The organism is Pseudomonas syringae, assembly GCF_001698815.1.
Classification (GTDB): domain Bacteria; phylum Pseudomonadota; class Gammaproteobacteria; order Pseudomonadales; family Pseudomonadaceae; genus Aquipseudomonas; species Aquipseudomonas syringae_A.
The window spans coordinates 33,994-56,695 of record NZ_LGSI01000016.1; the positions used below are offsets into that span (position 1 = coordinate 33,994).

Sequence of the window (22,702 nt, forward strand, 5' to 3'; positions counted from 1 at the left end):
CCGTCCACCCTTCCCCATTACAGCCAGTCGCATTGCGCAAAAAAGCGCTCGCGATCCAGGCTCATGAGTGCCGCGCGTTTGTGCGGGAAGTCGAACTCTTTCTCGCGGATAAAACCCTGCGCCTGCATGTAGCCGATCATTTTTGCGTTGTCCGCGCGCGGCTCCGACACAATCCGCCGAGTGCGCGCATCGTCGCCAAACACGTAGTGCAATAACGCCGACAGCCAACTGGCAACCTTGTGCGGACCACGATGGTGTTCTTCGCCGACCAGCATGTGAACGCCCCGATCAAACTCGGCCGCGGCATAGAACGGCGCGATGCGATCCTCCAGCGCCCAGTACACCTCGAAGTAAGCAAACGGCTCATCGTCGAAGCAGCCGATCAAGGTCACGGTATGCGGATCGGCCTGCTGCTTGAGCAAATACGCGCGGTGCTGTTCCGGCGTGCCGCTTTCCTGCCAGAACGCCTCGACGCGCGGGTTGTTTTGCCAGCGGTTGAAGCGCTCAAGATCTTCATTGATGTCGAGGGTGCGCAAGGAAATCCAGCTGCTGAGACGCGCGTCGAAACGTCGATAGACTTCACCACTCGGCTTGGGCGGTCGAATCAATTGCAATGGAGTCTGGGGCAATAGAGAGGGCATGTTCCGGGCTCACGAAAAAAGACGTATTCATGAGAAAACGTCAGTCGCGCGGAGAAATTTAGCGGCGTCGACCGACCGTTGGCCGGGAACAGAAATGAATGCTGCATCGGCTGGCGCATCCATGTGAAAATGTCGACCACCATTTAACGCGCCAGGTCGGGAGGCTCAGCATGCGTTACGCACAGGATCACAAAGCCCAAACTCATCAACGCATTCTGCATGAGGCGTCGGCGCGTTTTCGTCGCGACGGCATTGGCGCAACAGGTCTGCAACCTTTGATGAAGGCCTTGGGCCTGACCCATGGCGGCTTTTACGCGCACTTCAAATCCAAGGACGATCTGGTGGAAAAAGCCCTGCGCTGCGCGGTGGATGAGTCCCGTGAGCGCACCGCACCGGTTTTCGCTGAAGAGAACGCGCTGGAGAAATACATCGATTTGTATTTATCCGAAAGCCATCGCAGCAACCCCGATAAAGGCTGCCCGCTGCCGACCATGTCCTGCGAACTGGGACAGCGCGGTCAACCCAGCCCGATCACTGACGAACTGATTCTCGCCCGACTGGATTCCCTCAAGAACACCCTGTCCGGCCCTGATGCCGAAGCGCAGAGCATGATGATGATGTCGACGATGGTCGGCGCGCTGATGTTGTCACGCAGCGTGCAGGACCCGGAACTGTCGGACCGGATCCTGGCAACTGCCCGGGAATGGTTGAAGAAGACCCCGAGCGAGGCGTGATCAGTCACGCCAGCGGCGAAACAGTACGCTGGCGTTGACGCCCCCAAAGCCGAACCCGTTGGACAAGGCATATTCGATCGCCATTGGCCGCGCCGCGCCGTGCACGATGTCCAACCCGTGCGCAGCCTCGTCAGGATTATCAAAGTTGAGCGTCGCTGGCGCTATCTGATCGCGAATCGCCAAAGCAGTGAAGATCGCTTCAATGCCGCCCGCAGCGCCGAGCAAGTGCCCGGTTGCGGATTTGGTCGAGGTCACCGCGACTGAGTTCTGATCGCCAAACACCGCCTTGATCGCCGCCATTTCACCTTTATCCCCCACCGGGGTCGACGTGGCGTGCGCGTTCAGGTGCTGGATCTGCGCAGGCTCAATGCCCGCCTGGCGAATTGCCGTCTGCATGGAACGCTGAGCGCCGCTGCCATCCTCCGGTCCTGCGGTCAAATGGTAGGCATCGGCACTGGTGCCGTACCCGACCAGTTCGACAATCGGCGTGGCGCCACGGGCCAGCGCATGCTCCAACGATTCAATCACCAGAATCCCGGCACCTTCGCCCATGACGAAACCGTCACGATCCCGGTCGAAAGGTCGCGAAGCACGCTCGGGCGTTTCGTTGAAGCCGCTGGACAGCGCCCGCGCTGCAGCAAACCCCGCAAGGCTGACCCGGTCGATTGCCGCTTCCGCCCCGCCGCAGATGGCGATGTCCGCCTCGCCGCAGCGAATCATCCGCGCCGCATCGCCGATGGCCTGCACACCCGCCGCGCAAGCGGTAACCGGCGCACCGAGCGGACCTTTGAAACCGTGCTGGATGGAGACGTGACCCGCCGCAAGATTGACCAGGAAAGACGGAATCGTAAACGGCGAAAGACGTCGCGGTCCGCGTGTATCAGTGGTGCGCACCGCATCCGCGATGGACACAAAACCGCCGATTCCTGAACCGATGATCGTCGCCGTGCGCTCCTGGGCGTGCAGCGTGTCCGGCGCCCAGCCGGCCTGCGCGATGGCTTGCTTGGCTGCGGCGAGGGCGAAGAGGATGAAACGATCCATCTTTTTCTGCTCTTTGGCAGCCACTGCCCAATCAGCATCGAAGCCCGCTTCGGCATCTTCCTCCAACAACGGCACACGGCCGCCGACTTTGCCTGGCAGATCAGCAACAACCTCCTCGGCCAGCCTGACGATGCCGGAACGACCTGCCAGCAAACGTTGCCAGACAGGTTCGACCCCGCAGCCCAGAGGCGTGACAAGGCCCATGCCGGTGACGACGATTCGGTGACCACTCATACGCTCGTTCTCCTGGTTTTCATCTAAAGGTTCAGCCTTTGTAACGAGCGGCTGCGCGACTCAGAGACAGGTTAGGGCCAAGAGCAAGGCGCGCGGACAGGACTGCATTCCAGTCTGCGGCGTCGGGCAAGGAAGGGATGGTCACCAGTTCGGCCTGATCAAAACCGGCAAGAGCGGCATCCACCATTTCGGTGACGTCCATGATCATTTCCTGAGGAAACTTGTTCAGGTCCAGGCCGCTGCGCTCCCAGATTTCGGTACGGGTAGCGCCAGGCAAAACGGCTTGCACTTGAATGCCGAGCGGGCTGACTTCGGCATTAAGGGACTGGGTCAGACTCAAGACGTAAGCCTTGGTGGCCGCATAGGCGCCATTGAAGGTCTCGGGCATCATCGCGACGACCGACCCAAGATTGATGATCGCGCCACGTCCCTGCCTGCCGAACCCGGCGGCGGCAGCGGAAGCCAGGCGGGTCAAGGCGACAATATTCAGCTGGATCAAGGTGTCCAGACCACTCGAGTCCGCCTCGGCCAGGGTGCCAGTGAACGCCACGCCCGCGTTGTTCAACAGCAAGGTAATCGACGCATCGTCACGCAGGCGATTTTCAACCACCGATAACTCGGCGCGGTCGGTCAGGTCAGCCTTGAGCACCTCCACTTTGACCCCGCTTTCTGCACGCAACCGCGCAGCCAGGGCTTCGAGCCGGGCTTGATCCCTGGCAACCAGAAGCAGGTCGAAGCCGCGTTTGGCGAGCCGATCTGCATAGACCGCTCCTATACCCGACGATGCCCCGGTGATCAGTGCCGTACCCTTTGTATTAACTGAAGTCATCTCGATTCTCCGGCCTCAAGGGCGCTGCAATTAAATTATGACCGTAATTTAAACGTATTGTATGTCGGTCGACATTCATCATGTCAAGCGGGTTGAGAGTTTTGGAGCGACGGGGATGACGGAAGGGGTTGCGACGAGGCGGGAGCGAGACGGCCGATCATTGATCGGCCGGGCAGGACTGGGGATCAGGACGTTTTACTGAACCACGAGCTTTTCACGGTTCTTTTCCAGAATGGCTTTGCCGATGCCCTTCACTTCAATGAGCTCATCAACCGACGTGAATTCGCCATTGGTCTCGCGGTAGGCAACGATGGCATTGGCTTTGCCCATGCCAATACCGGACAGCTGTTTTTGAAGCGTTTCCGCATCGGCGGTGTTGATATTGACCTTATCGGTCATCTGTTGCTGCGCGCTCGCCACTTTTGGCGCATCCATTGTTGCAGGCGGTGTCGGCGCGGCTGTAACCGCGACCGAGGCACTGGTTAGCAAAGCAAACAACAGCGAGGACAGAAAAGACTTACGCATTAGCAGGCTCCATAACATCATTAAAGTTAGCAACTTTCCAAAGTCGCTCATTCAAATTAGTTGATGAACTGAAGCTGTCAAAGGCGACAAGAGTTTCGAGTTATTACTTTAATCAGTTGTAAAAATAACTTACAAGTAAATAGACTAGTTCGCCGATCTATCCCCTATCAGAATTCGCCGCGACGTTCCTGATATATCCAGTCAACAATTTCTCCGTCTGGCGAATAACCACTGACGGTTTCCCTGAGTTGTTGTCTGACGGCGGTGTAATCATCGTCTTCAACGGCTGTAAGAAGTTGAGAGAGGCGCACCTTCAATACTTCCCAAGACAGATAGTCCTCGTGAGCGCTCATGATCATCGGGTGCTCGGTTGACACCACGTTATCGCCGATCAGCAACTCTTCGTACAACTTTTCGCCTGGACGCAATCCGGTGAATTCAATCAAGATATCGCCGTGGGGATTCTTCTCGGACCGAATACTCAGGCCTGACAAATGCACCATCTTCTCTGCTAGCTCGACGATCTTCACGGGCTCGCCCATGTCCAGAACGAACACATCGCCGCCCTGCCCCATGGAACCGGCCTGGATTACCAGCTGGGCGGCTTCCGGAATAGTCATGAAGTAACGGGTAATTTTAGGGTGCGTGACCGTCAACGGTCCGCCGGACTGGATTTGCTTATGGAACAGCGGAATGACCGAGCCCGATGAGCCCAGGACATTGCCAAAACGAACCATGATGAAACGGGTTTTGTTGACCTGATAAACATTACCCTTGTCACCGAACATTACCGGCGCTGTTTCGCGGCTCAGGGCTTGCAGGGTCAGTTCAGCCAGACGCTTGGTACTGCCCATGACATTGGTTGGCCGGACAGCCTTGTCGGTGGAAATCAGTACAAAATTCGCAACACCTGCCTGCAGTGCCGCCTGGGCAGTGTTAAGCGTACCCACGACATTGTTGATCACTCCTTCGGCAATATTATGCTCGACCATGGGCACGTGCTTATACGCTGCGGCGTGATAAACCGTTGCCACATGCCAGGTTTTCATGATGTCCAGCAACTTGGGGTGGTTACGTACCGACCCCAGAATCGGCAACAACTTCACCGACAGAGACTCGCGCGCAACCCGCTGCTCAAGCTCGGAAAGGATGGTGTATAGGTTGAACTCACTGTGATCGAACAACAGCAGCGTCGTTGGCCCAAGCAACAGAATCTGTCGACACAGTTCGGAGCCGATCGACCCACCGGCCCCAGTCACCAGCACCACCTGGCCTTTGATGCAGCGCTCCAGCAATTCCTCCTGGGCGGGTACCGAATCGCGTCCGAGCAGGTCGGCGATGTCCACTTCCTGGAGGTCGTCAACCTTGACCCGGCCTGCCGCCAGATCCATGAAGCCGGGTACGCTGCGCACGTGCAGCGGAAAGCCTTCCAGATAACCCAGAACCTCACGACGCCGGCCACGGGTCGATGACGGGATCGCCAGTAATATTTCCTGAGCGCCAGTGACCTCGATCATGCGCTGGATGTGCTTGGGCTTGTAGACCTGCAGTCCGGAAATCACGCGATTGGAGATGGATTCGTCGTCATCGATAAATGCCACGGGCCGCATCAGCCGCCCCATTCGCAGGGCAGCGACCAATTGATTGCCCGCTGCGCCCGCGCCATAGATCGCAACCTTGGGCAGGCCGTCATCACGGTTGGTAAACGGGACATGCTGCGCGGCAGAAAACCAGTCGCCGAGGAAATATTGGCGCATCGCCAGGCGTAGCCCGCCGATCATCACCAGGCTCAGCCACCAATAGTTGAACATGATGGAGCGCGGCACCACAGGCTGATGATTGCTGTAGGAGTAAACGATGCAACCCAGAATAAGAGCGGAAAGGCTGACAGCCTTGATGATCGCTATCAACGCATCATTGCCGAAATAGCGCATGACAGCGCGGTACATCCCGAACCGGATAAACAGCGGGATAGCGACAATCGGCGCGCTGATGAACAGCCACGTATGCTTTTCCAGTGGATTGACCAGATCGTCGATTCCCAGACGAACGACGAACGCCATCCAAAGCGCAAACCAGACCAACACAACATCAGTGGCGACCTGAATTACACGCTTTTGTCGACGTGGCAACGCCACTAAAAAATTCCGTAACGTGTTCATGACTCCTTCCCGCACCTCTTGCTACCCCTCTTGTTTCGACACAACGAATTTGAACTGTTACGCAAACACGGAATTGTTTCAATTTATCTGAAAAGCCAGGGTGCCGCGCTGTCAATCGCGCTCGAGCGCGCCTGCACTGAATTTGACTGCCAGCAACACCAGCGGCACGTATGCAATGCAAATTCCCAACAGCCCGTCAATTCCGGAGGTCGCCACCCATAACGCTACGGGTAGCAGCCACAGCACGTTAATCAAGCCCACTGCCAGCGTGACTGGGAGGTGCCGACCGTACCGCCGTGACGCGAATTGATAAGCATGACTGCGATGGGCTTCGTAGACCTTGTCCCCGCGCAACAAACGCCGGATGAGCGTGAAGGTCGCATCGACAATGAACACTCCCAGCAAAATCAACCATGCCCAGAATAGCTGAGATGAAACCCAACCGGCCTGCAGCGACGCCACTCCCAACACGACGCCTAGAAATCCGCTGCCTGCGTCGCCCATGAAGATTTTAGCTGGCGGAAAATTCCAGAACAGAAACCCGGCAACGGCCGCCGCCAGCAGCATCGGCATCCAGATCAGCTCGGTAAAACCGCACATCAGGTAAATGAAGCTCGCACCACAGCAAACGCTCAACGCTTCAATACTGGCAATGCCGTCGATGCCATCCATGAAGTTGTAGAGATTAAGCATCCATACAAGATAGAAGGCCGCGAGAATGTTACCGACAAAACCGAGATCGACCTGCACGCCAAAAAAATCAAGTGGTGCCAGACCGTCCAGCCAAAACAGCGCCCATGCCGCAGCAGCAAAATGACCAAGCAACCGCCAACGCGCGGCAATGTGCCCGTGATCATCCATGAAGCCGATCACCGCAACCAAAGCGCCCGCGCCTGCTATCGCTATTAGCGCGGCAGTAGGCAGTTTTTGCTGAATACCCAGAAAGACCAGCGCCAGGAGAAAGGTAACAACGATAGAAACACCGCCCCCACGTGGCGTAGGCACCGAATGCGAACTACGGGCGTTGGGCACATCCATCAAACTTTGCGAAAGCGCGTAGCGACGAAGGCCAGCCGTCAGCGTCAGCGACAACAACACCGCCAATACAACCCACCACCACTCACTCATCGTTTTTATGTTCCAGATAATACTGCGCAGTCTTCTTCATGGCTTCTTCGACACTGACCGGAGGCGTCCAGCCGAGCATCGTACAGGTTTTGGTTATATCGACCTGCAGGGAACCGCAGAGTCTTTGTGAAAAAGCTCGCCGCCCCAATAGCGAGGCGACTGTCGTCAGCAACCACATCGGCACCGGGATCAAGCGTGCCGGCTCGCCCAAGGCCTTGGCCATTTGTCTTAGTAGCCCCGTCGTGGACAGATCATTGCCGTCGCTGACCAGAAACGTCTGGTTGGCTGCGGCCGGATGTCGAATGCAGGTGACGATCAGATCCACCAGATTATCCAGGGCAACCAGACTGCGCCGATTGTTGATGGCACCCAGCGGCAGCGGGACACCTTTGTCGAGCCAGCGCATCATGCTCAGGAAGTTGGCCTTGACGCCCGGGCCGTAAACCAGAACCGGACGAATGATGACCACTTCCATGCCCGTACGCGCGGCGAGTTCTCGAAGTGCTTGTTCAGCCCTGGCCTTGGAGACGCCATAAGGATCAGAAGGATTGGCGGGCTGATCGGCGCTAAAGGGTTTGGTTGATGCTGTTGCGTCGCCGTTTACCTTGATTGAACTGATGAAGATAAAACGCTTCACGCCAGCAGCCGCAGCCTGGTCGGCAAGGTTCAGCGTTCCGGCTACGTTGATGCGCAGATACTCTGCTTCAGGGTCTTGCGAGGTATCGTTCATTACGTGGACGCGGGCGGCGGCGTGGATGACAACGTCCACGCCCTCTACAAAACTGTTCCACTGAGCGTCCGGCTCGATTGATTTGATCGTTACAACTTCCACAGCATTATCGGGTTCGGCACAATCTCCACGTACGGCGACACGTACCGAAAATTCGGAGCGAGCGGACAAATGACGCGAAACGGCACCACCGACAAATCCTGTCGCGCCAGTAATGCCAATCAATGTCGTTTTACCAACCATGAAACCGTACTCTGGAAATTTGAGGGATGTTACCGACAGGACTTCAAAACTCAATTGAAATATTCAACAAGCTTCGCGTTCACTTTTACTGCATCAAATCGGGCTTTGGCCATGCTATAGCTTTCCAGCCCCATGGGTTCGATCCGATCTGGATTTTCGATAAAAAAGACCATCTTATCTACCAGGTCGGGGACCGAAAATGGCGGAATAATAAATCCATTTTCTCCATCGACGACGGTGTCCCTACAGCCGGGCACGTCTGTAGTAATTACCGGCCGACCTATCGCCATTGCTTCCTGGGTACTCCGGGGAACCCCCTCTCGATAGGATGGCAAGACAAAGACACTTGATTGCTTAAGCCAGCCGCGCACGTCGTCAACATGACCGGGATGAATAACGATCCCCTTGTGAACCAACTGTGTAAGCTCCCCTCGAGAAAGCGCGCCGGGATTGGCTTCGTCCAAATCACCCAACATAAAAAACTTGGCTTCGGGATACTTGAGTTTTACCAGTCGTGCCGCCGCGACGTACTCCCGCACCCCCTTTTCAGCCAGAAGCCGGCCTACAAAGATAAAGCTGACCACGGAGGACGGGGGCTTTGAATAGGTATATTTCTGTAGATTCAGCCCGATGCCACCTAAAATACTTACTTCTTTGACTTTCAAACGGTACCGATCAAGCAAATCTTTGGGATCATCTCGATTCAGGAATATCAGATTACTCAGTAGCGGTAGCGCCAATCTGTACAACGCAACCTGGATCAGGATGATGACGTTTCTTTTCATACACGGTTTATTGGAACAACGGGTAAAGGCGTAACCCAACCCTTCAAGCATGCCGATTCGCCTTCGAACACCGGCAAACGCCGCCGCGAGGGTTCCGAAAACCACGGGCTTGGCAAAATAGGAAAAAACCATGTCTGGCGCAATGGACTTTATTTGCCGTGAAAGTTTGTAGGTATTTATCACATCGCCAAACGGATTCATCCCTCCCCTGCTGAATTGGTAATCAACAGGTATAGCACCTAGATCAACTACGCCACGCCGCGTAGCCGGACAATAGTCAATTGCAAACGCATAAACTGTATGGCCTTTCTGGACCAGTAAAGCAATAAAATCTGCGCGAAAATTCAATACGCAGGCGGCTGTCGTTCCAATCAACGCAACTTTCATATCAGCGATCTTGACAATTGTAATTTGGACTGACTTTCTTTCGTATGTAGATAACTACCACACACAACAAGATGGCAATGTAATTAAACATCCGCAACCTGACAGCCGTACCCATGTTGTCGTTTCCCAACAGCCAGATCGACCCGTAGACCACAAAGAAAACGCAGAGGAATTTCGTCAACTCATCGGCGAATCGCCAGTTTCTGCATACATAAACCACGCCCATGATCAACGGCACACTCTCGACAAAAAAAAGCATCGCGGGCATAAATCCGTAAAAGTACAATCCGAAGAGCTGGACCAGTACACTTTTCAAAAACGTCGGGATAAACCAATAGGGCGAGTCGAAGGCGATATTTAAATTGCTTGCACCTAATAACTCCACACCAAACTTGGCCCGGTAGACCATAATGCTATCGAGCAACCCGGAGGCATAAGCCAGGTTCAATCCAACGATATACAAACCACCAAAGACCCACACCTCCCAACGACGAACACTCGACAGAAACCAATAAATCAAACTGACAATTAGACTCACACCCAGATAGGGACGCATCAAAAACAACACACCACAGACAGCCAGCAGCACCGCCAGGGTCGAGAATCTACTTACCCTAGATTTAGAACCATGAATCATCTGCAAGAGGTACAAAGCAAGTAAAAACAGGCAGCACATCAGAACATCGCGATAGATATCCAGCGCGTAATAGAAAAGCGTCGGATACAGGCTAGCCACCAAAACAACACACCAATATTCTTTGGGGTGAGCAGCCTTATTCCGGACAGCGACTGCGGCTGCGAGAAATGGAACGGCCACGGCCCCGAGCCCCCAAATGGTAAACCTCACCACCTCGCGAGAATATAGCCCTATTTCATTGAGCCATCTTAGAAACCCGGCCCACGAATTTACCGCTAACTTCACGCCCCCAGTTGCATGCTGGTGATAATAGTCAGCGTCGTTACCTTGTCCAAACACCACCAGTCCAAAATTTGAGGCGTAGAGTAAAACGGCGAGCTTCAATAGTAGTAATAAAACAATGAGCCTACGCAATACGTAAACATTCGGACATCTTGCCATGACTCTTGAGGCGATCATGAAATTACGCCTCTTTTACCAAACGGACTTACCGGAATTCTTTTATTCATCCAATAGATTCCAGCTATGCACGCTGTCACCGCACTGTAGGCGACAAATCCCAACGCAACTGCGTACACACCAAAGTGTTCGAACAATAGGAAAATTGTCAAGTATTGAGAAATCAAGCCCAGCATCACTAAAAACAAGTATTTATTTTTATTTTGACAAAACTGCATGGCGGACACTCCAATCCCGAACATTGACGAAATGAGTCCTCCGACAATGAGAACCACCAGTACCCGCATTGCAACCGCGCGATCAATGTCGATCAGGCCGAAGTAGATATACGCAGCAGGAATCAACAAGACACTGAGTAGGACCGACACCTTTAACGCCAATCGTCCTTCCGGGCGTAGCGATCCGGAATTTTGCGCGGCCACCTTGGCGATATCAGGCATGACTGAATTCAAGACTGCGTGGGAGCCAAACAACACAACGGTATAAAGCGCCTGGGCGGCAAAGTAGGATGCTAGCTCTCTGGCACTTCCCCATTGTTCAATGACAAATCTGTCTGATTGTGCGACCACAACAATCAGTATTTGCGGTAGCACGATAGGTATCGCATATCTTTTTTCAGCCAGCCAGGCAGCAAGTCTAATGTTATAGCTGACACTCCAGCATGGATTGCGATGTGCATAAAAAAGCAGCAGAGGAAGCATAATAAACAGAACCAGATACGACGTATCAACCAGCATTCCAAACGGTATAGTTTCTTGGCTCAACATCACAAACATGGCCAACAATGGAACGAAGGCGCGACCAAATTCATTGCAGATGATAGCTTCCGCGGGTCGATTGCGAACAATCAGCATCGCAGCGATCAGGCCGGCAACGCCGAGAGGTATCACTGCCAAAAGACCTGCATTCCAATAAGTTGAGGTACTCAATATCAAGTAGATGCCAGCGGAAGCGACTAGCCCGTCTAGCAATTTATGCCCAATGTCTATCTGCGTTACCTTATTGGCTCTGCCGGCTTCACTATTCTTATCAACTGCAACGACGTTACTGCCCCATACAGCCAATACCGTTGCAAGATTGAATAAGAACATGAAAATGGAATATTGAGCAATCTCATCACTCCCATACGCCCTATCGATAAGTACGATGGCAAGCAATGTTCCCAGTCCGGAGATCACCCTCAACGTATAAACTACGGCCAGATTCAAGAACATCGGTTATTCCCGTCGTAAGGCGCAATCAGCTGACTATTGTTAAGGCGTATTTTTTAGTTGCGTATTTCCGTTGGAGCGACAGACTCAGCGCGTGCTTGGCCTTTTTTTCACCATGCACCAGCCTCACCTCTTCGGGCCATTCACTCATACCCGTAACAAACTCGATCAACTCCCCCTGATCGGCATGCGCGGAGTACCCGCCAACTGTGGTCACGCCAGCATTGATTGCGAAACGCTCCCGATCCAGCTCGACGTAGCCATCCTGCGGTCCGTACTTCTGAATGGTTGCTCCGGGTGTGCCTTTGACTTGATAGCCGACGAATATGACGTTGTGCCGGCTATCGCCCAGCATCGCCTTGAGATAATTGACGATTCGGCCGCCTGCGCACATGCCGTGGCCTGCAATGACAATCGCTGGGCGTTTGGTACTGGATAGATAGTTGACGACCTGCAGATGCTTGTCGTGGCTGTCGATGGTGATCAACTGTCCGAACGCCAGGGGTCTACGCCCTTCGCTCAGTCGTTCCTGAGCTTCGGCATCCCAGTAGTCATTGAAGTCCCTGTATATCCTGGTGAAGCTTGCTGCGAGGGGAGAATCCAGAATGACTGGCAATTGCGACCACCCCGCCGCTGGGCCGGCTTCGATGCCTTCAGGATCTGCGGGAAAAGGCGCATCGGCAAGCGCTTTACGTCGCAGGATGTCTTCGATTTCGTACAGCAACTCTTGCGTGCGGCCGATGCTGAACGCCGGAATCAATACCGTGCCGTTATCGGCCAAGGCTTGATCTATAACCGCCTCGAGCCTTTGCTGTCGGCTGGCGCGATCTTCATGCAGACGATCACCATAGGTGCTTTCCAATACCAGTATGTCAGCCCGCTCGGGCGACTTGGGGCTTGGCAAGAAGGGTGTATGGCTTGAACCCAGGTCGCCGGAAAACACTACACGCTTGTTACGCATCTCTAGCGGGTAATTGATATCGCACTCAACATACGCAGAGCCCAGAATATGCCCTGCTCGCTGCAGGCGAACGCTGCATACCAATTGGTCGGTTTCGACGATCGTGAACCATCGGTCAAACGGTAGTGCGACTATTCGTTTGTTGATAATAGTCAGGTAGTCTTCCAGCTCTTCTGCAGAACGACCAAACTGGTGACTGAAAGCATCTTGCAGGACAACTGGCAATAGATGAGCAGAAGGTTCGCTACAGAGAATGGGACCACTGTACCCGGCAGCTAGCAACTCAGGAATGCGACCCACATGGTCGGCATGCACATGGGTTAGTACCAACACCTTTACGGTGTCTAGGGCAAACTGAATGGAATTAACAGCGGATGGGTCTTTTCCGTCAACAGACTCCAACAAAGCCCCACAATCGACGAGCAGGCTGTGATGTTCATCCATATACAACTCATGACATGAGCCAGTAACACTTGCAACGGCGCCATGGTGAGTGATTTGGGGATACTGCATGAATGACCTCTTCAATCCTGACTCAGCGATAGGTTCGATTCCTCGCAGCAAGCCAAAATGCCGTCGTGCAGATACATGCGCTCAGGGGCATTTCAAACAAACTTCGATTAGTTCAACCACGCTCGTCTATATAGGGAATGAGGTGCATTCTGCTCGCGGGCAGATTTATTGCAACTGGGTTGACAACACCGTGTATTAGCCAAGTCAGATACGAAATAAACATCCAACCCCGTAAACAAAGGGGTAAACGTATATGCCGTATAACCAAGTTACAAAGCCTTACAAGCATCAATTATCTTTCTGAGCAATTTAGAAGAAAGCTCCTACAAGACTTGATGAAATCCGCCACAAAGGCAGTAGGTCTTTCGCAGACAGATGCTGGTCAAGCAAATAATTTTTGCCGGAAATCCGATCAGATCCGGAGATGAAGCACAGCCCGGAGACATCTTGGGAGGATTCCGAGATTTCAGAATCCGACGACGCAGACTACAGAGTGCTGCAACAGGACGGCTAGATAGCCGCCACTTTGCGTTTTTTGCGCAGACTCGCTGCCCATGACAAAACCGGACCAATGAGCATACCGACCAGAAGCGCGAGAACTATGGGCACCGCGAGTGAGAGTTGCGGAGCCGACCACCCTAAAAATGCCAGCGAAACAGGCTGCTGATTTTCCAGGATGAAAATAATCGTGGTCGCGACTACGGCCAAGGCGACGATGCCTAGCAGAGCGCGTACAAGAATCTGCATGTATCTATTCTCCGTCCTGAAGGTCTAGAGCCCTTCTTCTTCGTCTTCATTGACGCGGTCGCGCAGTTCTTTGCCTGGCTTGAAGTGCGGTACAAATTTGCCATCCAGCGTTACCGACTGGCCGGTTTTTGGGTTACGGCCCACACGCGGAGCACGATAGTGCAAAGAGAAGCTGCCAAAGCCACGTATCTCGATACGGTCGCCGGTGGCCAGACACTGGGACATTTGTTCAAGCATGGTCTTGATGGCCAGCTCAACATCCTTGGATGAGAGCAGCCCTTGATGGGTGACAATTCGTTCGATCAACTCCGACTTCGTCATATTTTTCCCTTCTTTTTCAAGCAGCTAGATCAGCGCTCCGAAGGTTTTAGCATGACCGGATCGATTTGAACAGCCCGAGTATTGACTTATGTGAGCCTGTCACTGTTGGAAAATCATCTGTTTCCGCTGAATGAGCGTATACAAGGCTCAACACCAGGAAGCGCTCCTGAGGCTCTTCAGGGAGAAAACGCCAGGGAAAGCCAGGTGATCCGGCCGCTGGCGAGCAGGCCGCCTGTCGAAGCGTCAGGAGCTTATACTCAAATCCCGCCCACAAAAAAGGGCGACCGAAGTCGCCCTTTTTAATGGTCAATCAGAACTTAGTTCTGTTTTTCCATTTGTGCGCGAAGCAGGTCACCAATAGTGGTAGGACCGGTGCTTTCTGCAGTTTCTGGCTTGCTACGCAGGCTTTGGATCGCTTCTTTCTCGTCTTCAACGTCTTTCGACTTGATGGACAAGCTGATCACACGGCTCTTGCGGTCAACGCTGATGATCTTGGCTTCGATCTCTTCGCCTTCTTTCAGAACGTTACGCGCGTCTTCAACGCGGTCACGGCTGATTTCGGAGGCTTTGAGGGTAGCTTCGATGTCGTCGGCCAGAGTGATGATGGCGCCTTTGGCGTCAACTTCTTTAACGATACCGCGGACGATTGCGCCTTTGTCATTGACAGTGACGTACTCGGAGAACGGATCGCTTTCCAGCTGCTTGATACCCAGCGAGATACGCTCGCGCTCTGGATCTACAGACAGGATAACGGTGTCGAGCTCGTCGCCCTTCTTGAAACGACGTACGGCTTCTTCGCCCACTTCGTTCCAGGAAATGTCCGACAGGTGAACCAGGCCGTCGATGCCGCCGTCCAGACCAATGAAGATACCGAAATCGGTGATCGACTTGATGGTGCCGGAGATTTTATCGCCCTTGTTGAACTGGCCAGAGAAATCTTCCCATGGGTTAGATTTGCACTGCTTGATGCCGAGGGAGATACGACGACGCTCTTCGTCGATGTCCAGAACCATAACTTCCACTTCGTCGCCGACTTGAACGACTTTCGAAGGGTGGATGTTTTTGTTGGTCCAGTCCATTTCGGAAACGTGTACCAGGCCTTCCACGCCTTCTTCCAGCTCTGCGAAGCAGCCGTAGTCGGTCAGGTTGGTAACACGGGCAGTTACGCGAGTGCCTTCCGGGTAACGAGCTTTGATAGCAACCCATGGGTCTTCGCCCAGTTGCTTCAAGCCCAAGGAAACACGATTGCGTTCGCGATCGTATTTCAGGACTTTTACATCGATCTCATCGCCAACATTGACGATTTCCGATGGATGCTTGATGCGCTTCCAGGCCATGTCGGTGATGTGCAGCAGGCCATCGACGCCACCCAGATCGACGAATGCGCCGTAATCCGTGAGGTTCTTGACGATACCTTTGACTTGTTGGCCTTCCTGCAAGGACTCGAGCAGAGCTTCGCGCTCGGCACTGTTCTCGGCTTCGAGGACGCTGCGACGGGAAACGACAACGTTGTTGCGCTTCTGGTCGAGCTTGATGACCTTGAACTCGAGCTCTTTGCCTTCCAGGTGAGTCGTGTCACGCACAGGGCGGACGTCAACCAAAGAACCTGGCAGGAACGCACGGATGCCGTTAACGTCGACAGTGAAGCCGCCTTTAACCTTACCGTTGATAACGCCCTTGACCACTTCTTCAGCTGCGAAAGCCGCTTCCAGAACGATCCAGCACTCGGCACGCTTGGCTTTTTCGCGGGACAGCTTGGTTTCGCCAAAGCCGTCTTCGACCGCGTCAAGAGCAACGTGAACTTCGTCGCCGATCTTGATGGTCAGCTCGCCAGCGTCGTTGTGGAACTGCTCCAGCGGGATGAGGCCTTCAGATTTGAGACCGGCGTGAACCGTCACCCATCCAGCCTGGTAATCGATATCAACGATGATCGCGGTGATGATCGAACCGGCCTGAAGGTTGAGGGTCTTTAGGCTTTCTTCAAAAAGTTCTGCAAAGCTTTCGCTCATTTTAATTCCTGTTGATCAAGGGCGAAGAATACGCCCATCTGCCACATTCCAGACAACGTGGGTTTCGTTCAAGTAAAAGAAAGCCTGCGGGACTCGACTGGTCTCCCACACGCTTCTTTGTCACCCGGCGATATCGCGAAGCGCGATTTCACTCATGATGCGTTCCAACACCTGCTCGATGGATAATTCCGTGGAATCCAGCTGTATGGCGTCATGCGCCGGCTTGAGCGGCGCTACCGCTCGCTGGGTGTCACGCTCGTCGCGTGCACATATCTCATCTAGCAGACTCGACAGACTAACATCATCGCCTTTGGCCTTCAACTGCAAGTAACGGCGTCGAGCACGTTCCTCGGCGCTGGCGGTCAGAAAAATCTTCAGCGGAGCGTCTGGAAACACCACCGTGCCCATGTCGCGTCCGTCTGCGACAAGGCCCGGCTCTTCCTGAAAAGCCCGCTGACGCTGCAACAAAGCATCGCGCACCGCAGGCAATGAGGCGACCTGCGAAGCTCCGCTGCCAATCTGCTCGTTGCGAATCGACTGGGTAACGTCTTCGCCTTCGAGAATAATGCGCTGACCTTGACCGCCAGGCCCGGCCTCGAATTGCACATCAAGGTGCGCAGCCAGCAGCTTCAAGGCTTCTTCGTTGGTCAGGTCGACGCCGTGGTTGCGGGCTGCAAACGCCAGCAAACGATACAGCGCGCCGGAGTCCAACAGACACCATCCCAGCCGCTTGGCCAATAAACCGGCAACTGTGCCTTTACCTGAACCGCTTGGTCCGTCGATGGTGATAACCGGTGCTTTAATCTTCACAGCTGTCCCTCTTGCACTACACGCATGCCGACTTGAGCGCAAAGCGCGAGAAAATTTGGGAACGACGTAGCGACGTTCGCGCAATCATGAATATGAATCGGGGCCGAAGCCCGCAGTGACGCAACGCTGAAGGCCATGGCGATACGATGATCGCCATGGGCATTCACTACGCCGCCACCCATTTGGCTCGAGTCAATGATAATCCCGTCCGGCACAGGTTGAACGCTGACTCCAAGCGCCAGCAGACCATCGGCCATGACCTGGATACGATCCGACTCTTTAACCCGCAACTCCTGTGCGCCGCGCAAGATAGTACGCCCTTCTGCACAGGCCGCCGCAACGAATAACACCGGGAACTCGTCGATTGCCAGCGGCACCAGCGCCTGAGGTATTTCAATACCTTTAAGCTTCGCCGAGCGCACGCGCAGGTCCGCCACCGGCTCGCCGCCCACTTCACGCTGGTTTTCCAGGGTGATATCCGCCCCCATCAAACGCAGGATCTGGATCACACCGGTGCGGGTCGGATTAATGCCAACGTGCTCAAGCAGCAGATCGGCACCTTCGGTAATCGAGGCCGCGACCATAAAAAACGCCGCCGAGGAGATGTCTGCCGGCACTTCGATTCGGGTAGCCGTCAATCCTCCACCTGATTCGACAGAGACCACCGAACCGTCGACGCTCACCGGGTAGCCAAAACCACGCAGCATTCGCTCGGTATGGTCGCGAGTCGGCGCGGGCTCGATCACGCTGGTCTTACCCTCGGCATACAGACCCGCCAGCAGCAAACAGGATTTGACCTGAGCGCTGGCCATCGGCATGTCGTAGGTCAGACCTTTGAGCGCCTGCCCGCCGCGAATCGTGATCGGCGGACAACCTTCAGCAGCAGTCGCTATGACAGCACCCATCTGCCGCAAAGGATCGGCAACCCGGCTCATGGGACGCCGGGACAACGAGGCGTCTCCGGTCAGCGTGCTGTCGAAATCCTGTGCAGCAAGCAAACCGGCCAGCAGCCGCATCGATGTCCCGGAGTTGCCCAGATACAGCGGACCCGGCGCGGCCTTGAGCCCGTGCAGACCCACCCCGTGAATGACCACGCGGCCATGATGCGGACCTTCAATCACTACGCCCATGTCACGAAACGCTTGCAACGTCGCCAGCGCATCTTCGCCTTCGAGGAAACCTTCGACTTCCGTGACGCCATCAGCCAGGGAACCCAGGATGATCGAGCGATGGGAAATCGACTTGTCCCCCGGCACCCGAATACGCCCGTGAACGCTACCGCCCGGGCTGGTGACAAACACCAGGTCCTTGGCGGGCGCTTCATCTATATAGGCCCGGCGCGCCAGGATCTTGCCAAAATGTTCCCGGGCGACTCGAGCACGGGTGAATACGCCCAATAATTGATGCCCGTCACCCGCATCGACCGCGTCGCGCAACGCATCGAGGTCGCTGCGAAACGTGTCCAGAGTGCGTAAGACCGCCTCGCGATTGGCGAGGAATATGTCGTGCCACATCACCGGATCGCTGCCGGCAATGCGCGTGAAATCACGAAAACCACCGGCGGCGTAACGGAAGATGTCGAGATTCTCGTTACGCTTGGCCAACGAATCCACCAAGCCGAATGCCAGCAAATGCGGCAGATGACTGGTAGCTGCAAGCACCTCATCGTGACGCTCGACCTGCATGTGTTCAACATCGGCGCCCAGCTCGGACCACAACCGATCAACCAGCGCGAGGGCTTGTGGGTCAGTTTCGGCCAGCGGCGTCAGAATCACTTTATGACGCTTGAATAGCTCGGCATTGGACGCTTCCACACCGCTCTGCTCCGAACCCGCAATCGGGTGCCCCGGCACGAAGCGCGAAGGCATGCCGCCAAAGGCCTTGGCAGCAGCCCGCACGACGTTACCCTTGGCGCTGCCCACATCCGTCAGCACGGCATCGCCAAGATCGAAAGTAGCCAGCAACGCCAGCATTTTTTCCATGGCCAGAATCGGTACCGCAAGCTGGATGACATCGGCACCGCGACAGGCAACTGCCAGATCTTCTTCACAGCGATCAACAACACCCAGCTCCACCGCCAGCTTGCGCGATTGGGGATCGAGATCGACACCGACCACTTCGCCGCACAACCCGCTTTCGCGTAAACCCTTGGCAAAGGAGCCGCCGATCAAACCCAGACCCACTACTACCAGGCGGCCGATCATAGGCCGGGCAGATTGCATTGAGATGACATCAATCACGCGCCAGAACCTTCGTCAGCGCTTCAAGGAAACGGGTGTTTTCCTGTGGCAGACCAATGCTGACGCGCAAGTGATTGGGCATGCCATAACCGCCAACCGGACGCACGATCACGCCTTCGCGGAGCAAGCCCTGATAGACAGACGCGCTTTCGCGGCCCAGATCCACGGCGATGAAATTGCCTTTCGATGGAATCCAGTCCAGCCCCAGCAAACGCAAGCCGCCTTCGAGTTGCTCCATGCCCACGTCATTCAACTGGCGGCTTTTGGTGACGTAATCCACGTCATCCAGCGCAGCGCACGCGGCCGCCAGGGCGAAGCTGTTGACGTTGAACGGCTGTCGCACACGATTGAGTACGTCGGCAACGGCTGGCGAGGACAGGCCATAACCGACCCGCAACGACGCCAGGCCATAGGCTTTGGAGAAGGTGCGCGACACCAGCAGGTTCGGAAAGTCGGCGAGGTAATTCAGGCCATCAGGCAGTTCAGCGCCCTGAGCGTATTCGATATAGGCCTCGTCCAGCACCACCAGCACATGATTTGGCACGGCGGCGAGAAAGCCATTCAAGGCATCCGGGCCGAACCAGGTTCCGGTCGGATTGTTCGGATTGGCAATGAAGACCACACGCGTGTTGCTATCGATTGCCGCGAGCATTGCGGGCAGATCGTGGCCCCAGTCTTTAGCCGGCGCGACATGCGCATCGGCACCAACGGCCTGGGTCACGATCGGATAAATGGCAAACGCAAATTCGCTGAACACTGCGTTGAGGCCCGGCGCCAAGTAAGCCCGGGCGACCAGCTCAAGAATGTCGTTGGAGCCGTTGCCCAGCGTCACTTGACTGGCTTGCACCCGGCAGCGCTCGGCAAGACGCTTCTTCAGCTCAAAGCCATTGCCATCGGGATAGCGGGTCAGCTCGGCCAGTTCGTCGCGAATGGCAGCCAATGCTTTTGGACTGGCACCCAGCGGGTTTTCGTTACTCGCCAGCTTGATGATGGGCGCCGGGTCGATCCCCAGCTCACGCGCCAGTTCGTCCACGGGCTTGCCCGGAACGTAAGGCGAAAGTTTTTGCACGCCTGGCTGGGCCAGGGCGAGGAAGTCGGCAGTCATGTCTGGCCCCTTTAAAGAACTGCTTTCGGGTAGGAACCCAGCACCTTGAGCGCTACAGCTTCCTGACTGATCTGCTCCAGCACGGCCTTGACCAACGGATCGCGATGGTGGCCAACGAAATCGATAAAGAACACGTAGGTCCACTTACCGCTGCGCGAAGGGCGCGTCTCGATGCGCGTCAGGTCGATTCCGTTTTGATGGAACGGCACCAGCAGTTCATGCAGCGCGCCGGGCTTGTTGCTCATCGACACGATGATCGAGGTCTTGTCGTCGCCAGTTGGCGGGACTTCCTGGTTGCCGATGATAAGGAACCGGGTGGAGTTGTCCGGACGGTCTTCGATCTTTTCTGCAATACGGGTCAAGCCATACAGACCCGCAGCCATATCGCCGGCAATGGCCGCCGAGTTCCATTCACCCTTGACCCGCTTGGCGGCTTCGGCGTTGCTGGCAACGGCGACCCGCTCGACATTCGGGTAGTGCGCGTCCAGCCACTTGCGGCACTGGGCCAGCGATTGGGCGTGGGAATAAATGCGGCTGATGCTTTCAGTCTTGGTGCTTTCGCCAACCAGCAGATGGTGGTGAATACGCAACTCGACTTCGCCACAGATGACCATGTCGTGTTCGAGAAAGCTGTCCAGCGTATGGTTGACCGCGCCTTCGGTGGAGTTTTCCACCGGGACCACGCCGAAATTCACCGCGCCCGCGACGACTTCACGGAACACTTCGTCGATGGCGGCCATTGGCAGGCTGATCACCGCGTTGCCGAAGTGCTTGATCGCTGCAGCCTGGGTAAACGTACCTTCAGGGCCTAGATAAGCCACTTTCAGCGGTTGTTCCAGGGCCAGGCACGACGACATGATTTCGCGAAACAGCCGCGCCATCTCTTCGTTGCTCAGCGGGCCGCGATTGCGATCCATGACACGTTTTAGCACCTGGGCTTCACGCTCAGGGCGATAAAACACCGGTACTTCGCCTTCGGCCAGGGTCGACATCTTGACCCGTGCGACTTCCTGCGCGCAGCGTGCGCGCTCGCTGATCAGCTCCAGGACTTTCTCATCCAGGCTGTCGATGCGAACCCGCAACGCCTTAAGTTCTTGTTCGGACATTAGCCGTGTTCCTTCTCGAACTCTGCCATGTAGGCAATCAGCGCGTTGACGGCGGTGATGTCCACGGCGTTATAGATGGAGGCACGCATGCCACCGACCGAGCGGTGACCCTTGAGGTTGAGCAGCCCGCGAGCATCAGCGCCGACCAGGAACGGCTTGTCCAGACGATCATCGGCAAGCCGGAACGGCACGTTCATCCACGAGCGATCAGACTTGTTGATTGGGTTGCTGTACAGGCCGCTGGCATCAATGAAGTCATACAGCGTGCGCTGCTTGATTTCATTGAGCTTGCCGATAGCCTCAACGCCGCCCTGCTCTTTCAGCCATTCGAACACCAGGCCGGACAAGTACCAGGCCAGGGTTGGCGGGGTGTTGTACATCGAGCCGTTGTCGGCCGCGACCTTGTAATTGAGCATGGTCGGGCACAGCGAACGCGCGCGACCCAGCAGGTCTTCACGAATGATCACCACCACCACGCCGCTCGGGCCGATGTTTTTCTGCGCGCCAGCGTAGATCATGCCGAAACGGGAGATATCCACCGGACGCGAAAGGATATCCGAAGACATGTCGGCAATCAGTGGCACGTCGCCGGTTTCCGGAATCCAGTTGAATTCCAGCCCGCCAATGGTTTCGTTGGGGGCGTAATGCACGTAGGCCGCGTCTTTGGACAGCTGCCATTCGTTCTGACCGGGAATGGCGAAATAGTCGTAGGGCTTGGCGCTGGCGGCAACATTGACGTGGCCGTAACGCGATGCCTCTTCAATGGCTTTCTGCGACCAGATACCGGTGTCGATATAGTCGGCAGTGCCTTCTTCAGGCAGCAGGTTCAATGCAATCTGGGCGAACTGCTGGCTCGCGCCGCCTTGCAGGAACAATACTTTGTAGTTTGAGGGAATCGTCAGGAGGTCGCGCAGATCCTGCTCGGCCTTGGTGGCAATGGAGACGAATTCATCGCTGCGATGACTCATTTCCATGACGGACAGGCCTTTGCCATGCCAATCCAGCAGTTCCGCCTGGGCACGCAGCAGAACAGCTTCAGGTAGCGCAGCAGGACCTGCGCAGAAGTTAAAGGCTCGCTTGCTCATATCCACTCTCACTACGCGCTGATTTCTCAGGCTTGGGTCATTTGAAGTTGGAAGTGCCG

The 22,702-nt window shown here is 55.4% G+C and carries 19 protein-coding genes and 1 pseudogene; 1 reads left to right on the forward strand and 19 read right to left on the reverse strand.

Translation table 11 applies throughout. The annotated features are described in order from the left end of the window. Positions 1 to 17: 17 nt before the first annotated feature. Positions 18 to 602: pseudogene (locus AFK24_RS03960) on the reverse strand (GNAT family N-acetyltransferase); the annotation flags it as partial. Positions 603 to 811: 209 nt separating this feature from the next. Here AFK24_RS03960 and AFK24_RS03965 point away from each other — a divergent pair. Further along, positions 812 to 1,375 (forward strand): TetR/AcrR family transcriptional regulator, encoded by a 564-nt coding sequence (locus AFK24_RS03965; RefSeq protein WP_065832001.1) that lies wholly within the window; start codon positions 812 to 814, stop codon positions 1,373 to 1,375. On the opposite strand, the gene fabF is transcribed toward AFK24_RS03965, so the two are convergent. The 18 genes from fabF to serC form a co-directional block, all read right to left on the reverse strand. Beyond that, on the reverse strand, positions 1,376 to 2,650 hold the full coding sequence (gene fabF / locus AFK24_RS03970) for a beta-ketoacyl-ACP synthase II (RefSeq protein WP_065832002.1): 1,275 nt from the start codon (positions 2,648 to 2,650) through the stop codon (positions 1,376 to 1,378). It abuts the gene before it with no gap. A gap of 31 nt (positions 2,651 to 2,681) precedes the next feature. Next, positions 2,682 to 3,479, reverse strand: a complete 798-nt coding sequence (locus AFK24_RS03975; protein WP_065832003.1) for an SDR family NAD(P)-dependent oxidoreductase — start codon at positions 3,477 to 3,479, stop codon at positions 2,682 to 2,684. A gap of 195 nt (positions 3,480 to 3,674) precedes the next feature. After that, entirely contained in the window at positions 3,675 to 4,004 is a 330-nt protein-coding gene (locus AFK24_RS03980) for a ComEA family DNA-binding protein (RefSeq protein ID WP_065832004.1), read from the reverse strand. A 167-nt stretch (positions 4,005 to 4,171) separates the two neighbouring features. Then, positions 4,172 to 6,166 (reverse strand): polysaccharide biosynthesis protein, encoded by a 1,995-nt coding sequence (locus AFK24_RS03985; RefSeq protein WP_065832005.1) that lies wholly within the window; start codon positions 6,164 to 6,166, stop codon positions 4,172 to 4,174. Positions 6,167 to 6,277: 111 nt separating this feature from the next. Then, positions 6,278 to 7,294, reverse strand: a complete 1,017-nt coding sequence (locus AFK24_RS03990; protein WP_065832006.1) for an MraY family glycosyltransferase — start codon at positions 7,292 to 7,294, stop codon at positions 6,278 to 6,280. After that, positions 7,287 to 8,267: a UDP-glucose 4-epimerase family protein gene (locus AFK24_RS03995; RefSeq protein WP_065832085.1), complete on the reverse strand. Its 981-nt coding sequence runs from the start codon at positions 8,265 to 8,267 to the stop codon at positions 7,287 to 7,289. Before AFK24_RS03995 ends, AFK24_RS03990 begins: the two co-directional genes overlap by 8 nt. A 50-nt stretch (positions 8,268 to 8,317) precedes the next feature. Continuing rightward, positions 8,318 to 9,439, reverse strand: coding sequence for a glycosyltransferase family 4 protein (locus tag AFK24_RS04000; protein ID WP_065832007.1), 1,122 nt, complete (start codon positions 9,437 to 9,439; stop codon positions 8,318 to 8,320). Position 9,440: 1 nt separating this feature from the next. Beyond that, positions 9,441 to 10,535: a hypothetical protein gene (locus AFK24_RS04005; RefSeq protein WP_080482033.1), complete on the reverse strand. Its 1,095-nt coding sequence runs from the start codon at positions 10,533 to 10,535 to the stop codon at positions 9,441 to 9,443. Continuing rightward, entirely contained in the window at positions 10,532 to 11,749 is a 1,218-nt protein-coding gene (locus tag AFK24_RS04010) for a lipopolysaccharide biosynthesis protein (RefSeq protein WP_065832008.1), read from the reverse strand. Before AFK24_RS04010 ends, AFK24_RS04005 begins: the two co-directional genes overlap by 4 nt. 25 nt (positions 11,750 to 11,774) lie before the next feature. Next, complete coding sequence (locus AFK24_RS04015; RefSeq protein WP_065832009.1) at positions 11,775 to 13,220, reverse strand: MBL fold metallo-hydrolase RNA specificity domain-containing protein; 1,446 nt, start codon at positions 13,218 to 13,220, stop codon at positions 11,775 to 11,777. 510 nt (positions 13,221 to 13,730) lie between these two features. Continuing rightward, positions 13,731 to 13,967, reverse strand: coding sequence for a lipopolysaccharide assembly protein LapA domain-containing protein (locus AFK24_RS04020; protein ID WP_065832010.1), 237 nt, complete (start codon positions 13,965 to 13,967; stop codon positions 13,731 to 13,733). A 24-nt stretch (positions 13,968 to 13,991) separates the two neighbouring features. Continuing rightward, complete coding sequence (gene ihfB, locus AFK24_RS04025) at positions 13,992 to 14,288, reverse strand: integration host factor subunit beta (RefSeq protein ID WP_020289192.1); 297 nt, start codon at positions 14,286 to 14,288, stop codon at positions 13,992 to 13,994. A 317-nt stretch (positions 14,289 to 14,605) separates the two neighbouring features. Next, the gene (rpsA, locus tag AFK24_RS04030; RefSeq protein WP_020289191.1) at positions 14,606 to 16,297 is read right to left on the reverse strand and encodes a 30S ribosomal protein S1; all 1,692 of its coding nucleotides are present in this window, start codon (positions 16,295 to 16,297) and stop codon (positions 14,606 to 14,608) included. Positions 16,298 to 16,417: 120 nt separating this feature from the next. Continuing rightward, positions 16,418 to 17,107 (reverse strand): (d)CMP kinase, encoded by a 690-nt coding sequence (cmk, locus tag AFK24_RS04035; RefSeq protein WP_065832011.1) that lies wholly within the window; start codon positions 17,105 to 17,107, stop codon positions 16,418 to 16,420. After that, on the reverse strand, positions 17,104 to 19,311 hold the full coding sequence (locus AFK24_RS04040; protein ID WP_065832012.1) for a bifunctional prephenate dehydrogenase/3-phosphoshikimate 1-carboxyvinyltransferase: 2,208 nt from the start codon (positions 19,309 to 19,311) through the stop codon (positions 17,104 to 17,106). The genes cmk and AFK24_RS04040 overlap by 4 nt, the downstream gene beginning before the upstream one ends. Positions 19,312 to 19,339: 28 nt before the next feature. Beyond that, positions 19,340 to 20,452, reverse strand: a complete 1,113-nt coding sequence (gene hisC, locus AFK24_RS04045) for a histidinol-phosphate transaminase (protein WP_065832013.1) — start codon at positions 20,450 to 20,452, stop codon at positions 19,340 to 19,342. An 11-nt stretch (positions 20,453 to 20,463) separates the two neighbouring features. Beyond that, complete coding sequence (pheA, locus tag AFK24_RS04050) at positions 20,464 to 21,558, reverse strand: prephenate dehydratase (protein WP_065832014.1); 1,095 nt, start codon at positions 21,556 to 21,558, stop codon at positions 20,464 to 20,466. Then, positions 21,558 to 22,643, reverse strand: coding sequence for a 3-phosphoserine/phosphohydroxythreonine transaminase (gene serC / locus AFK24_RS04055; protein ID WP_065832015.1), 1,086 nt, complete (start codon positions 22,641 to 22,643; stop codon positions 21,558 to 21,560). The genes pheA and serC overlap by 1 nt, the downstream gene beginning before the upstream one ends. Positions 22,644 to 22,702 lie beyond the last annotated feature (59 nt).